Source organism: Amycolatopsis sp. A133, from assembly GCF_031082405.1.
Classification (GTDB): Bacteria; Actinomycetota; Actinomycetes; order Mycobacteriales; family Pseudonocardiaceae; genus Amycolatopsis.
In genome coordinates, this window is the sequence record NZ_JAVHJU010000036.1 from 96,229 (window position 1) to 110,382 (window position 14,154).

Genomic DNA, 14,154 nt, shown 5'->3' on the forward strand with positions numbered 1-14,154 from the left:
AGCGGGCCCGGTCGCCGGGTGCGGGGGTCACGGCACTCCGACGACTCCGGTGCAGTAGTCCTCGATGTAGGTCCGCTTCGCGGCCTCGTCGCGGTCCGAACGCAGGAACCGCGCCCACGCCCGGCGCTCGTGCGCGGTGGCGTCCAGCTCGACCACGTTCTGCGTCGCCCGGAACGCACCGGGCTTCGCCGGGTAGCGCTTGAACTCGTCGCCGTCCAGGAAGAAGATTCCCGTCCACAGCTCGTCCTTGCGCCACAGCCCGACGATCAGGTAGTAGCCGCCGTCGTGGTGCAGCATCGCGTAGCCGAGCTCGTTCTGGAACTCCAGCTCGCCCGCCTCCGCCTGGTCGCGCAGGTACTGGCGGGCCTGCTCGCTGATCGCCGGGGCGGCTTCCTCGCCGGCTTCGCGGATGTCGTACCACTTCAGGTACGCGCCCGGCAGCCGCAGGTCGTCGCCCGGGTAGATGCGCTTCTCGACGTGCACCCACTCCGCCGGGATGTCCGCCAGCTCGCTGAGTTCCGTGATCGCCTTGGTCACCTGGTCACCGCCTCACCTGTGTAGAGCCCGTTCAGTTCGTACTCGCGCAGCTGCTTGTAGTCCCGTTCCACCTGTTCCGGGTCGTCCGCCTCGAGGTAGACGTAACCCACCGACGTGGCGAGGTCGACCGTCCGCCGCACCGGCCCCCCGGCCGGGGTGGTCAGCACCAGGTCGACGAACGACGGCAGCGCGCGCACCGCCGCGAACCCCGCTTCGTCCGGGACCACGCCGTCGCCGGGGCTGATCAGCGTGACGTAGCGCAGGAACGACCGCGGCCGGTACGTCGGCAGCGCGGCGACCCCCTCGGCCACCGCCCGCGCCAGGCACTCGACCTGGTTGGTCCCGATGCACCGCGAGACCACCGACGGCTGGTGCGAACCGCCCATCCGCGCCCCGGATTCGACCAGGACCGGCCCGGCCGCGGTGAGCATAACCTCGGTGTGCCCGGCGCCGTTGCGGATCTCGAGCGCGTCCAGGACGCCCAGGGTGTACTCGACCAGGGCGGCCACCTGCGGGTCCTCCACCGGCACCGGCTGCTCGTAGTCGTACATCCAGCGATCGCCGCCGATGGACTGCTTGTGGTAGCGCCACACCTCGACGACGTGGTGCTCGCCGTCCCGGCTGACCGTGTTGACGAAGTACTCGTCGCCGTGCAGGTATTCCTGGGCCAGCACGGTTTCGTTGCGCGAGCCGTAGCGCGTGGTGCTGGCCAGGATCGCGGCGTGCTCGGTACGCACCTCGTCGGCGGAGTGGCAGATCCGCACGTTGTCGGTGCCCGCGCTCGCCAGTGGCTTCAGCACCACCGGCCAGCTGCCGAGCGCAGCGGCCCAGCCGGCGACCTCGTCGCCGGACGGCGAGGCGAACGACGCCGCCGTGGCCAGGCCCGCCTCGCGCACCGCCGCCACCATCTCGAACTTGTCGCGGCGCGCCGTCGGCCGGGTCATGCCGTTGCCCGGCGTGCCGAGCGCCGCCGACAGCTCGTCGGCGAGCAGCACCCCCGACTCGGTGCCGGCCAGCACGAACCCGACGTCGAGGCGCCGCAACGCTTCCGCGGTCGCGGCGACGTCGCCCTGGTGCCGGACGTCGGCGTCCGCCGAACCGGTCAGGTGCACGTCCGGCGCCTCGGACCGGACGCGCACCGCACCCAGCCCGTGCGCGGCCAGCACCGCGGGCAGGTGCGCCGCGATGCCGTCCGCGTCGACGACCGCCACCCTCACGACGTGGTCCCGCCCAGCCGCGGGATCGACGCCGCCGCGAGGTCGAGCGCCTCTTCGTTGACGACGTCGTCTTCGAGCGTGCCCGCGAAGTACTTGTCGTAGGCCACGAGGTCGAAGTGCCCGTGCCCGGAAAGTCCGAAAAGGATGGTCCGGCCGACGCCTTCGGCCTTGCACTTCAGCGCTTCGTCGATCGCGCCGCGGATGGCGTGCGTCGACTCGGGCGCCGGGAGGATCCCCTCGGTTCGGGCGAACTGCACACCCGCCTCGAAGCACCCGGTCTGCCCGACGGCAATCGGCTCGATCAGCTTGTCCTCGACGGCGCGGCTGACGAGCGGCCCGATGCCGTGCGCGCGCAGGCCACCGGCGTGCACGGGCGGCGGCATGAACTCGTGGCCGAGGGTGTGCATCCGGAACAGCGGCCCGAGCCGGCCGGTGTCCGCGTAGTCGTAGGCGATGCTGCCGCGGGTCAGCGTCGGGCACGCGGCGGGCTCGACGGCCAGCACCCGCACGGCGGGGCCACCGCGCAGCTGCGCGCCGATGAACGGGAACGTGAGCCCGGCGAGGTTGCTGCCGCCGCCGGAGCAGCCGACGATGACGTCCGGGTAGTCCCCGGCCAGTTCCATCTGCAGCAGGGCTTCCTGCCCGATGACGGTCTGGTGCAGCAGCACGTGGTTCGCGGCGCTGCCGAGCACGTAGCCGAGCGACGGGTCGGTGGCCGCGGTCTCCAGCGCTTCGGAGGTGGCGATGCCGAGGCTGCCGGGGGAGTCGGGGTGCTTGGCCAGTATCGCCCGTCCCACCGCGGTTTCCGGGCTGGGGCTGGGCACGCACTCGGCGCCGTACGACTCCATCAGCGCCCGGCGGTACGGCTTCTGCTGGAAGCTCACCTTGACCATGAACACCTTGGCGGTCAGCCCGAAGAGCGCGGCCGACAACGCCGTCGCGCTGCCCCACTGCCCGGCGCCGGTCTCGGTGATCAGGCCGGTCTTGCCCGCCTGCTTGTTGTAGTACGCCTGCGGGATCCCGGTGTTCGGCTTGTGGCTGCCGGACGGGGCGACCCCCTCGTACTTGTAGTAGATCTTGGCCGGGGTGCCGAGGGCCTGCTCGAGCCGGCGCGCGCGGTAGAGGGGGCTGGGCCGCCACTGGGCGTAGAGCTGCCGCACCGGCTCCGGGATCTCGATGTCCCGCTCGGTGCTCAGCTCCTGGTCGATGATGGGCTCCGGCATCGTCGCGCCCATCTCGTCGCGAGTCAGCGGTTCCCCGGTCGCCGGGTTGAGCGCGGGCGCCAGCGGGGCACCGGGCAGGTCGGCGGCAATGTTGTACCAGGTGCTCGGAATCTGGGACTCGTCGAGCTGGAACTTCGTTCTCTCCATCGCGGAGCCTCTCGTCTGTGCAGGACCGATCCGGCGCACGCCGGCAACCGGCCGGCACGCCCGATGCTGCCGTTCCCGCCCGTCCGCGCACATCTCCCGGAGTGCGCGCTCTCCACCGCGGAAGATGAGGTGGTTCGCCCACCGGGCCGCGGTGATCCGCGGCTGGGCGACGTCGGGCGACCACCGCGAAGGCCACATTGGGGCGCGTTGGCTCACCATGCTGTTCCGCACCCACCTGCCGGTTGGCCATCGGGTTCGGGGCGTTGACGATCACCCTCGGCTCGGCGCGCCCGGGAATCCGTCCACAGTGGTGGTCATGCTGCCGATTCCGTGCCCGTCGGCGGGATCGGACCGGGTGCCGGTTCGCCGGCCGCTGTGGTGGGCGGAAGTTGCTCCCGTGTGGACGGAGGGGAACCGCCGCCGCCCGCGGAGCGGACCGGTTCGGCGAGTGGTCCGCCCGCCGTGCCCGGCTCCGGCCGGGACGTGAGGTACCGCAGCTTCGTCAGGTGCCGCTGGACGAGGCCCGCGCGCCGGGCTTCGTCCAGGGCGGCGCGGGTGACGCTGTTGGTGCGCCGGCGCCGGTGCCGTCCGCCGGTTTCATTGGGGTTCACGTGTGTCACCGCCTCCTTCGTCAGGGGTGGCCTCGCTCGATCGGGTCGGCGTGTCGCTTTGCCCGCCCGCCGCAAGGGTTGTCGCTGGGGGTGATCGTCCGGTTGCGCGGAAGCACAACCCGGCAAAATGACCGACCAGGTCACAAGGTTGTCTCGACTGGAACTCGGCCGGGGATCGTTGCGCCACTTGGCCGCTTGCACGGTGCGACTTCCGGGCGCCGCACGTTGCGGGGGTTCGAAGGCCGCCACCGTCCACAGTGGGAGCACGGGAAGAACCGCGGTGTGGGGCCGGTCACGTGGCAGGGGGCGCCGTGCGCAACCGCGCACGGCGTCTTCCCTGGTGGCGCCCCCGGCAGGACTCGAACCTGCGACCTAGAGATTAGAAGGCTCTTGCTCTATCCAGCTGAGCTACGAGGGCCCGCGCCGACGACCGCTGCCGGTCTTGCCGGTCGCCCGGCACCGGCAGCTTAGTCGTCGCCATCCTCTCGATCGTTCGACACCGGCGAATCGTTTCAGGTCTCGTTCGACGTAATTCGGGAATTCGGCCAAGTGACGGCCGCGGTCAAGCGGCAGTAACCGGATGGCAACGGTGTGTGTGCTCCTCTCTGTCCGGTGCGGGCGGCGGCCTACGGGTGGGTTGGGGTTCCCTGACGGGCTCGAACCTGCTATTCAGAGATCAGAAGGCTCTTGCTCTGTCCGCTGGCGCTCCGGCTGGTGGCTGGCCGGTTCGGGGTAACTCGCCGGCCCGGGATCGGCTCCGGTCGACGGCCGTGCGCGGTCAGTTCCGGGTCTCCGACCTGGAGATTCGCAGGCTTGTCCGGCGCCGGGCGGTCCGGGAGTGCTTCGGCGGCAGCTCGCTGGGGCGAACGACCGCTGAGCCTGCGGTCGGCCGCAGTCGCCGGGTGGCGGCCTGCCTGGCCATTCGGAGAGGGCCGGGCCTCCCCGCAGACCATCGCCTGCCGCAGCTCGGGGATGGTGACCCGTCTGGTGGCTCGCGGGCCATCGAGGCTTCCGAAGCGGGGTGTTGGCCCCCTGCCCGGCCCGTGGTGGGCCCGCTGCAGTCGCCGGTTGGCTACCTGCGGTGGACCCTGCGGTCCCACGGTGTGCCTGCTACGGCTCGCCGGTTGGCGACCCGCAGCGGCTCCTGCGGAGCCGCAGGGGCTCCTGCGGAGCCGCAGGGGCTCCTGCGGCCCCGCGGCGTGCCCGCCGCGGGCCGCTGGCCGGCGACCTGCGCAGACCCTCCCGGACCTGCGGCCCGCCACCTGCACTCGCTGGCTGGCGACCGGCGCCCTGCAGCCCGCAGCTCGTCCGCCGGGCGACCGGCCCCGGCCGCCGGCCGTCGGGCGACCGGCCCCGGCCGCCGGCCGTCGGGCGACCGGCCCCGGCCGCCGGCCGCCGGGGGACCTGCCCTGCCGCCCGGAGAGCTCACCGAACCCCGCAAACCGCTGCCTCGCCTACCGCAACACCCCGAGGGAGCCGGTGGGCGCACCCCGCCAACCCCCCCCGGAGGGGCCCGTGTGCGCACCCGCCAACCCCCCGAGGGGGCCCGTGGGCGCACCCCGCCGCTGAGGTGCGCCCACGGGTGGGGCCGCTGTCGGGGAGCGGCCCCGGTCGGGCCCGGCCGCCGCCGCGAGCCGGCTCGCTTCCTGGAGCGGGCGGCGGTGCGGGCCCGGGTCACCGGTTCACTCCCAGATCTGGATGCCGCGGACCAGGAACGGGGCGTCCGGTACGTACGTGCCCCCGCCCGGGTACGTCACAAAATCTCCCTCCGTCGAGCATTCCTCGCTCTGGTACACCGTCACATCGCGGGTCATCAGATTCGCGAACGACGACCCGTCGAATCCTTCGGGTAGTGGCAGGCATTCCTCGGTATTGGCCGTGCGCAGGTCGAAACGCTGGATTTCCCCGCCGTACCCGTCGGACGGCCACAGGCAGAACTCGCCCTTGCGGCAGCCCGGATCGGTGCCCGCCTGAGCGGCTCCGACGCTGGTCAGGAGCCCGATCATGGCCAGGACCACGATGTGCGGCAGGCGGGAACGAAGACGACGTGCAGACATGGTGGATTTCCCCTCCGGAATCGCGGCTCTCGTGGGCCGCGGTGAACTGGTGATTCCAGATTGGCGGGCGGGGGGAGATTTGTCAGCCCGCTATTTCGATTCTGTGGACAACCGGGCGGTGCGGGAATGGTTGTCCACAGATCCGCGAACGGTCTTGCGGTGGGGCGGGGACGGTGCTAGGCGGGGCCCGTGCTGCCGCGGATGACCAGGGAAACCGGCACCTCGGACGACTCCGCGGCCGGCGCCGGATCGCCGTCCAGCAACGCCAGCGCCAGCTCCCCGGCGATCCGCCCCTTGGCCGCGAGGTCCTGCCGGACCGTGGTCAGCGGCGGTGCGGACCACGAGGCCGGCGGGCTGTCGTCGAAGCCGGCCACCGACAGCTCGCCCGGCACGTCGATCCCGAGCTGCCGGGCCGCGGCGAGCACCGCCAGCGCCAGCTGGTCGGACATGCACAGCACCGCCGTCGGCCGCGGGGCCGCCCCGAGCAGCGCGAACGCGCCGGCCATCGCGCTCTCCGCGCTCAGCCCGGCAGCCTCCTCGACGACGACTTCGCACGTCCCCAGCTCGTCCAGGTAGCCGCCCAGCCGTTCGCGGACGTCGTGGAAGGGCGAGGCGGCCGCTTCCGCCACGGTCAGCCCACCCCCGCCCGGCTTCAAACAGCTGCACGCGGCGAAGATCCCGAACCGCCGGTGCCCCAGGTCCAGCAGGTGCCGCGCGGCCAGCGCGGCGCCGGTCCGGTCCGCGCAGCCGATCCGCGCCGCGCCGGGCAGCAGCGGCTGGTCGATCACCACGAGCGGCAGCTCCCGCGTGCGTAGCGCGTCCACCGCCGGAGCGCCGTCGGGCAGCGAATACACGATCGCGAGGTCGGCCTGCGCGGTGAGCACGCGGCCGGCGGACGGTCCGCCGGGCAGGAGCAGCAGGGCGTGCCCGCGCGAGTCGATCACCCGCGCCAGCGCGTCCAGCGTCAGGTACAGCGCGGGGTCCGAGAACGCCATCGACAGCGACGTGTCCAGCAGCACCGCGATCGCGCCCGTGCGGCTCGTGGCCAGGCTCCGCGCCGTCGGGTCTGGGCCCGCGTAGCCCAGCTCGGCCGCCGCCCGCAGCACCCGGTCCCGCAGCCGGGCGGACAGCTGATCGGGCCGGTTGTAGGCGTTCGAGACGGTGGCCCGCGAGACGCCGACGGCCGAGGCGACGTCGTCGAGCGTGGGACGGCGGCGCCGGGTCATGCGCGCAGCTTAGCCGGATCCCGTGGACTTTCTGAAGCGCTTCAGTCAAGCTGGAATCACGGAAGGGGGACGCCCATGCGCGACCGGATCGCGGTCTTCACCGTGTTCGCCCTCAACGGCCTCGCTCTCGGGTCGTGGGCGTCGCGCACGCCCGCGCTGACCGCGCAGGTGCACGCCTCGCCCGGCGTGTTCGGCCTGACCCTGCTCGGCGCCAGCGTCGGGATGCTCGCCGCCGCTTCGGTGGCCGGACGGCTGATCGAGCGGGCGGGCGCCAGGGTGGTCGTCGCCGGGAGCACCGCGTCGGCCGCCGGTTCGCTGGTGCTGATCGGGTTCGCCCCCACCGTTCCGCTGCTGGCCGGGGCCCTGCTGCTGATCGGCGCGAGCGTCGGGATGCTGGACGTCGCGATGAACGTCGCCGGGGTGGCCGTCGAACGCCGCCTCGGCAAGCCGGTGATGTCGGTGTTCCACGCCGGCTTCAGCGTCGGCGCGCTCGCGGGTTCGCTGGCCGCGGGCCTCGCCGCCGGTCACGACTGGTCCCCGGGGCGCCACCTCACCGTGGCCGCCGTGGTCGCGGTCGTCGTCCTGGCGCTGGTGATCCGCGCCGTCCCGGGCAGCAGGCCCGAGCACACCGACGAGCCCGCCGTCACGCCGGCCAAGGCGCCGATCCGGCGACCGGTGCTGTGGCTGCTCGCCGCGGTCGCGCTGTGCTCGGCCATCGCCGAAGGCGCGTCGTCGGACTGGTCCGCGCTGCTGATGACGGTCGAGCGCGGGGTCGGCCAGGGCGCCGCGGCCCTCGCGTTCGCCGGGTTCCAGCTGGTCATGGCCCTCGTCCGGCTGGGCGGCCCGTGGGCGCAACGCCGCTTCGGCCCGACCCGCTGTCTCGCCGCGGGTGCGACGCTGGCCGCGGCCGGGCTGGTCGCCGCGGCCGCGATCCCGGTCGCCGCCGCCGGTTACGCCGGCTTCGCGCTGGCCGGGGCGGGGCTCGCCGCGTCGTTCCCGCTGGCGCTCAGCCTCGCCGGGGACGCCGGGAAGCGCGGCGACGGCACCGGCGGCGAGCGCGAGATCGGCTTTGTCACCGCTATCGCCTACACCGGCTTCCTCGGCGGCCCGCCGATCGTCGGCGGTATCGCGCAGGCGACGGACTACGACGTGGCGTTCGTCTTCGTCGCGCTCGTCGCGGCGTTGATCCTGCCCGCCGCGGTCGCGGCCCGGCGGTCGCGCCGGCGGGAAGAAGCGGACGCGATGATCGGCCGGTAGCCGTTCCGGGTACGAAATCCGTGCCGCGACCGGCGTTTCCGCCACGCGCCGGGCGTTGACAGTCTCCTGGTGCGCCAGGCAAGCTGAACCCCGTCGGTAAACTGAAATGAATACGGCGACGTTTCAATTTCAGGTCGGCTGATCAGGGTAGGGGCCTTGATCCGGGGAGGACGTCGTGAGGGTTGTACTGCTCGGCGGCGCGGGGGCGCTCGCCGTCCGGAGCGGGCGGGTCAGCGGGACGGGGCTGACGCTCGTGCAGGACGCCGTGCCGCGGCTCGTGCTGGTGCCCGTCGCGTTCCGGCTGGCGCTGTTCCTGCAGGCGATCTGGTCCGGTGATCCGCTGAGCGCGCCGGTGCTCTGGCTCGCGATCGCCCTCTACCTGGTGCCGAACCTCCTGGAAGTCGCCTGGGTCTTCCGCCGGGCCACCGGCATCCGGCCGGTACTGGCCGCCGACACGGCGTACACGCTCGCCGCGAGTTTTGCCGCGGCCGCGTTCGCGGCGCAGTCACCTGAGCTGCTGGGCCTGGCCTGGCCGAACATCCTGGGCACGGTGATGGTCTGGACCCTGCTGCGCGGTGCGCCGGCCGGGGCGATCGCCATCGCCGGCGCGCTGCTCCTGCGGTACGGCATGGCCGCGGTGTCGGGCACGTCGGCGCCCGCCACGTGGATCCTGCTCGCCCTGATCGCGGCCGCGGCGACGGCACTGGCGATCGTGCTGCTGGTCGCCGGGGCGATGCGGTTCGCGCTCGGGCTGGGCGAACAGCGCGGCCGGGCCGCCGAACGGGAACGCCACCGCCGCGACGTCCACGACACCGTCCTGCAGGTGATGGAGTCCCTCGCGCTGCCGGCGCCCGGCGACGCGGTCGACCCGCGGGGCAGCCTCGACCAGGTCCGCCGCACCGCCCGCGCGCACGCCCTGCGCCTGCGGCTGAGCCTCGACGGCGACGCACCCGCCAAGCCGGGCGGGCTCGAACACCGCCTCGGCGCGCTGGCGGTCGAGATGACGGCCGACGGCCTGCGCGTCGACCTCGTCGTGCTCGCGAAGCCCACCGACCTCCCCGAAGCCGTCGTCAACGCCCTTCACGACGCAACCCGCGAAGCACTGCGAAACACCTTGAAGCACGCGAGGACGGCGAAGGCGGTGGTGTGCCTCGAAGCACACGAAGGAGGCGTCACGGTGTCCGTGCGCGATCACGGCACGGGCTTCGACCTCGACGCGCGTCGCGCGGGGTTCGGCATCGAGAACTCGATCCACGCGCGGATGGCGGAGATCGACGGCGCCGCACGCATCGACTCGGCGCCCGGCCACGGCACCCGGGTCGTGCTGACCGCCCCGCTAGAGCTGGGTTTCCCCGTCGGGTGAGTCCCGCCACTGGGCGAACGGGCGGTCCAGCGCCCACTTGCCGTCGTGTTCTTCGAGGACGCGGTATTCGCAGGTCGCCGGGTTGGACAGGGACTCGAACAGCTCGATGCTCCAGCCGAAGAGCCGGCGGCACAGCAGCCGCAGCGTGAGCCCGTGGGAGACGATCAGCACCGTCTCGGGGTGACTTTCCTCGCGCAGCCGCAGATCCGAGAGGAACGCCGCGACGCGGTCGTCGACGTCCGCGCCCGACTCGCCGAACGGCAGCCGGTAGAAGAAGTGCCCGAACTCGTTGCGCCGGGTCTTCTGGACCGCCTGATCGGCCGGGTCCTGCAGGTTGCCCCAGTCCTGCTCGCGCAGCCGCGGCTCCTGCACCAGCCGCTCGCACGAAGCTTCGATGTCCAGCAGCCGCAACGTCTCCCGCGTGCGCAGGTACGGGCTGACGTACACCGCGGGCCGCGTGCCGTCGAGCAACCGCGCGATCTCCGGACCCGCCGCGAGGGCCTCCTGCCGTCCCTTCGCGGTCAGCGGCAGGGCGTGGTCGGGAATCCGCGTGTAGGCGAGTTCGTCGACGTTGCCGAGTGCCTCGGCGTGCCGCAGCAGGATCATCTTCACGGCTCCATCCTGCCCGTCACGCGGGCGTCACGGGGGCGGGGCATACCCTCGGGGGCGTGTCCAGCGAGCCCGTGACGAAACCCGACGTACCGACGCAGCGGCGGGCCAGTCCGCTGCCCCTGCTCGTGGTCGGGGTCCTGCTGGCCGCCGTGGTCGCGATCGCCCTGATCGCGCTCACCGGCGGAGCCGGCTACGCCATCGCCGGCCTGCCCGATCCGGGGCTGGTCACCAAGTACGGCATAACCGTCATGCGCGTGCTGTCCGAATCGGCGTCGGTGATCTGCGTCGGGTCGCTGCTGCTGGCCGCCTTCCTGGTGCCGCCGCAAAAGTCCGGGACGCTCGGGCCCGAGGGCTACGGCGCCCTGCGCGCGGCGGGGATCGCGGCCTGGGTGTGGTTCGCCGCGGCGCTGCTCTCGGTCGCCTTCACCGCCGCCGACACCGCCGGCAAGCCGTTCGGCGACGTCCTGGACCCGCAGACGCTGCTCGACCTCGTCGGCGCCATCGAACAGCCGAAGGCCTGGCTCTGGACGGCGCTGATCGCGGTCCTCGTCGCGCTCGGCTGCCGGCTCGCGCTGTCCTGGGGCTGGACGGCGGTGCTCTTCTTCCTGGCCGTCGGCGGGCTGGTCCCGGTCGCGGTCACCGGGCACTCCGCCAGCGGCGGCTCGCACGACGTCGCCACCAACAGCCTGCTGTTCCACCTGGTCGCCGCGTCGCTGTGGGTGGGCGGCCTGGTCGCGCTGCTCGCGCTCGGGTACCGGCGCGGGAACCACCTGAGCCTGGCCGCGCAGCGGTTTTCCCGGCTGGCCCTGGTCTGCTGGATCGTGATGGCGCTCTCCGGCGCGGTCAACGCGCTGGTCCGGATCGGCCTGAACGACCTGTTCACCACCGACTACGGCCTGCTCGTCGTGGCCAAGACGGTCGCGCTGCTGCTGCTCGGGGTGTTCGGCCACCAGCAGCGCGAAAAGGGCGTCGCGAACCTCGTCGACGGCAAGGGCGGCGCCCAGCTGCTGCGCCTGGCTTCCGTCGAGATCCTGATCATGTTCGTCACGATCGGCATCGCCTCCGGGCTGGCCAGGACACCACCGCCGGCGGACGCGATCACCCAGCCGTCGACCACCGAGCTGCTGATCGGCTACAACCTCGACGGCGCGCCGACGGTGTGGCGGCTGCTCTTCGACACCCGTTTCGACCTGGTCTACGGCACCGTCGCGCTCGTGCTCGGTGGTCTGTACCTCGCCGGGGTCCGGCGGCTGCTGCGCCGCGGCGACACCTGGCCGGCCGGCCGCACGGTCGCCTGGATCGCCGGCTGCGTGGTGCTGCTGATCGCGACGTCGTCGGGCGTCGGCCGGTACGCGCCGGCCATGTTCAGCGTCCACATGGGCAACCACATGCTGCTGTCGATGGTGGCGCCGGTGCTGTTCGTGCTCGGCGGCCCGGTGACGCTCGCGCTGCGCGCCCTGCCCGCCGCGGGCAAGGAGGCCCCGCCCGGGCCGCGCGAGTGGCTCGTCGCCTTCGTGCACTCCCCGGTGTCGCGGTTCCTCACGCACCCGGTGGTCGCGCTGGTGCTGTTCGTCGGCTCGTTCTACGCGCTGTACTTCTCCGGCCTGTTCGACACCGCGCTGAACTACCACTGGGCGCACCTGGCGATGAACGGGCACTTCCTGCTCGCCGGGTACGTCTTCTACTGGCCGGTGATCGGCGTCGACCCGTCGCCGCGGCGGATCCCGTACCTCGGCCGGCTCGGCATGATGTTCGCCGCGATGCCGTTCCACGCCTTCTTCGGCGTGATCCTGATGAGCAAGCAGACCGTCATCGGGCAGGCGTTCTACGGTCAGCTGCACCTGCCGTGGGTCACCGACCTGCTCGCCGACCAGCGGCTCGGCGGCGGCATCGCGTGGGCCGCGGGCGAGGTCCCGGTGCTGCTGGTGCTGATCGCGCTGCTGGTGCAGTGGTCGCGTCAGGACGAGCGCGAGGCGAAGCGGCGTGACCGGCGCGAAGCGGTGACGGGCGACGAGGAGCTGAACGCCTACAACGCGATGCTCAAGAACCTCGCCGAGGGCAACCGACCCTCGGGTTCCAGTTGAGGTTGAGGCCCGTCCGCTTCCCGGGAAAACGGCGGTTTCGGTACTCTCGCCGTGATCTCGGGCTGACTTTCGGTAGTCCGACGGTGACCGGCGTCGAGCCGCGATCAGGTGCGCTCTACGATCGTGGGTATGGCCGAGTTCATCTACACCATGAAGAAGGTGCGCAAGACCGTCGGGGACAAGGTCATCCTCGACGACGTCAGCACCGCGTTCTACCCCGGCGCCAAGATCGGCGTGGTCGGGCCGAACGGTGCCGGTAAGTCCACCGTTCTCAAGATCATGGCGGGGATCGAGCAGGCCAGCAACGGCGAAGCCTTCCTCCAGCCCGGCGCCTCCGTCGGCATCCTCATGCAGGAGCCGGAGCTCAACGAGGAGAAGACGGTCCGGCAGAACGTCGAGGAGGGCCTCGGCGAGATCAAGACCAAGCTCGATCGCTACAACGAGATCGCCGAGCTGATGGCGACCGACTACAGCGACGCGCTGATGGAGGAGATGGGTCAGCTCCAGGAGGAGCTGGACCACGCCGACGCCTGGGAGCTCGACTCGACCGTCGAGCAGGCCATGGACGCGCTGCGCTGCCCGCCGCCGGACGAAGGCGTCACCCACCTCTCCGGTGGTGAGCGCCGCCGGGTCGCGCTCTGCAAGCTGCTGCTGTCGGCGCCCGACCTGCTGCTGCTCGACGAGCCCACCAACCACCTGGACGCCGAAAGTGTCCTGTGGCTCGAGCAGTTCCTCTCCCGTTACGCGGGCGCCGTCCTCGCCGTCACCCACGACCGGTACTTCCTCGACAACGTGGCCCAGTGGATCATGGAGATCGACCGCGGCCGCGTCGTCGGTTACGAGGGCAACTACTCGACGTACCTGGAGAAGAAGCGCGAGCGCCTCGAGGTCCAGGGCAAGAAGGACCAGAAGCTCGCGAAGCGCCTGAAGACCGAGCTCGAGTGGGTGCGGTCCAACGCGAAGGCGCGGCAGACCAAGTCCCGGTCGCGGCTCGACCGCTACGAGGAGATGGCGGCGGAGGCGGACAAGCACCGCAAGCTGGACTTCGAAGAGATCCAGATCCCGCCGGGCCCGCGGCTGGGCAACGTCGTGGTCGAGGTCGAGAAGCTGCAGAAGGGCTTCGACGGCCGTGTCCTCATCGACGGCCTGTCGTTCGACCTGCCGCGCAACGGCATCGTCGGCGTCATCGGCCCGAACGGCGTCGGCAAGACGACGCTGTTCAAGACCATCGTCGGGCTCGAGGAGCCGGACGACGGCGTGGTCAAGATCGGCGAGACGGTCAAGCTGTCCTATGTGGACCAGAACCGCGGTGGGATCGACCCGAAGAAGACCGTCTGGCAGGTCGTCTCCGACGAGCTGGACTACATCCACGTCGGCCAGACCGAAATGCCGTCGCGGGCGTACGTCAGCGCGTTCGGCTTCAAGGGGCCGGACCAGCAGAAGCCGGCGGGCGTGCTCTCCGGTGGTGAGCGCAATCGGCTCAACCTGGCGCTGACGCTCAAGCAGGGCGGGAACCTGATCCTGCTCGACGAGCCGACGAACGACCTGGACGTCGAGACGCTGGGCTCGCTGGAGAACGCGCTGGAGCAGTTCCCCGGCTGCGCCGTCGTGATTTCCCACGACCGGTGGTTCCTCGACCGGGTCGCGACGCACATCCTGGCTTGGGAAGGCACGGACGAGAACCCCGCGCAGTGGTTCTGGTTCGAGGGCAACTTCGAAGGGTACGAGAAGAACAAGGTGGAGCGGATGGGCGCCGAGGCCGCCCGCCCGCACCGTGTCACCCACCGCAAGCTGACCCGCGACTGAGGGGGCGGGTTTCC

The 14,154-nt window shown here is 71.9% G+C and carries 11 protein-coding genes and 1 tRNA gene; 4 read left to right on the plus strand and 8 right to left on the minus strand.

What is annotated here, in order from left to right:
• Positions 1-27: 27 nt before the first annotated feature.
• From Q5425_RS23785 to Q5425_RS23815, 7 genes are all read right to left on the minus strand, one after another.
• Positions 28-537: a hypothetical protein gene (locus tag Q5425_RS23785; RefSeq protein WP_308674501.1), complete on the minus strand. Its 510-nt coding sequence runs from the start codon at positions 535-537 to the stop codon at positions 28-30.
• On the minus strand, positions 534-1,754 hold the full coding sequence (locus Q5425_RS23790) for an ATP-grasp domain-containing protein (RefSeq protein WP_308674502.1): 1,221 nt from the start codon (positions 1,752-1,754) through the stop codon (positions 534-536). Before Q5425_RS23790 ends, Q5425_RS23785 begins: the two co-directional genes overlap by 4 nt.
• Positions 1,751-3,124: a TrpB-like pyridoxal phosphate-dependent enzyme gene (locus Q5425_RS23795; RefSeq protein WP_308674503.1), complete on the minus strand. Its 1,374-nt coding sequence runs from the start codon at positions 3,122-3,124 to the stop codon at positions 1,751-1,753. The genes Q5425_RS23790 and Q5425_RS23795 overlap by 4 nt, the downstream gene beginning before the upstream one ends.
• A 314-nt stretch (positions 3,125-3,438) precedes the next feature.
• Positions 3,439-3,735, minus strand: a complete 297-nt coding sequence (locus tag Q5425_RS23800) for a hypothetical protein (protein ID WP_308674504.1) — start codon at positions 3,733-3,735, stop codon at positions 3,439-3,441.
• A 341-nt stretch (positions 3,736-4,076) separates the two neighbouring features.
• A tRNA-Arg gene (locus Q5425_RS23805) sits at positions 4,077-4,153 on the minus strand.
• A 1,264-nt stretch (positions 4,154-5,417) separates the two neighbouring features.
• Positions 5,418-5,792, minus strand: a complete 375-nt coding sequence (locus tag Q5425_RS23810; protein ID WP_308674505.1) for a peptidase inhibitor family I36 protein — start codon at positions 5,790-5,792, stop codon at positions 5,418-5,420.
• 176 nt (positions 5,793-5,968) lie between these two features.
• Complete coding sequence (locus tag Q5425_RS23815; protein WP_308674506.1) at positions 5,969-7,018, minus strand: LacI family DNA-binding transcriptional regulator; 1,050 nt, start codon at positions 7,016-7,018, stop codon at positions 5,969-5,971.
• Positions 7,019-7,093: 75 nt separating this feature from the next.
• Here Q5425_RS23815 and Q5425_RS23820 point away from each other — a divergent pair, with 75 nt between their 5' ends.
• Both Q5425_RS23820 and Q5425_RS23825 read left to right on the plus strand, forming a co-directional pair.
• Entirely contained in the window at positions 7,094-8,275 is a 1,182-nt protein-coding gene (locus Q5425_RS23820; protein ID WP_308674507.1) for an MFS transporter, read from the plus strand.
• A gap of 175 nt (positions 8,276-8,450) precedes the next feature.
• Positions 8,451-9,638 carry a sensor histidine kinase gene (locus tag Q5425_RS23825; RefSeq protein WP_396135221.1) on the plus strand — a complete coding sequence of 396 codons (1,188 nt, stop codon included), beginning with the start codon at positions 8,451-8,453 and terminating at the stop codon, positions 9,636-9,638.
• On the opposite strand, the gene Q5425_RS23830 is transcribed toward Q5425_RS23825, so the two are convergent.
• Positions 9,612-10,250 (minus strand): phosphoglycerate mutase family protein, encoded by a 639-nt coding sequence (locus Q5425_RS23830; RefSeq protein WP_308674508.1) that lies wholly within the window; start codon positions 10,248-10,250, stop codon positions 9,612-9,614. The two genes, Q5425_RS23825 and Q5425_RS23830, sit on opposite strands and share 27 nt — an antisense overlap.
• Positions 10,251-10,306: 56 nt before the next feature.
• On the opposite strand from Q5425_RS23830, the gene Q5425_RS23835 reads away from it, so the two are divergent.
• Positions 10,307-12,334: a cytochrome c oxidase assembly protein gene (locus Q5425_RS23835; protein WP_308674509.1), complete on the plus strand. Its 2,028-nt coding sequence runs from the start codon at positions 10,307-10,309 to the stop codon at positions 12,332-12,334.
• A 129-nt stretch (positions 12,335-12,463) separates the two neighbouring features.
• The gene (gene ettA / locus Q5425_RS23840; protein ID WP_308674510.1) at positions 12,464-14,140 is read left to right on the plus strand and encodes an energy-dependent translational throttle protein EttA; all 1,677 of its coding nucleotides are present in this window, start codon (positions 12,464-12,466) and stop codon (positions 14,138-14,140) included.
• Positions 14,141-14,154: the final 14 nt, after the last annotated feature.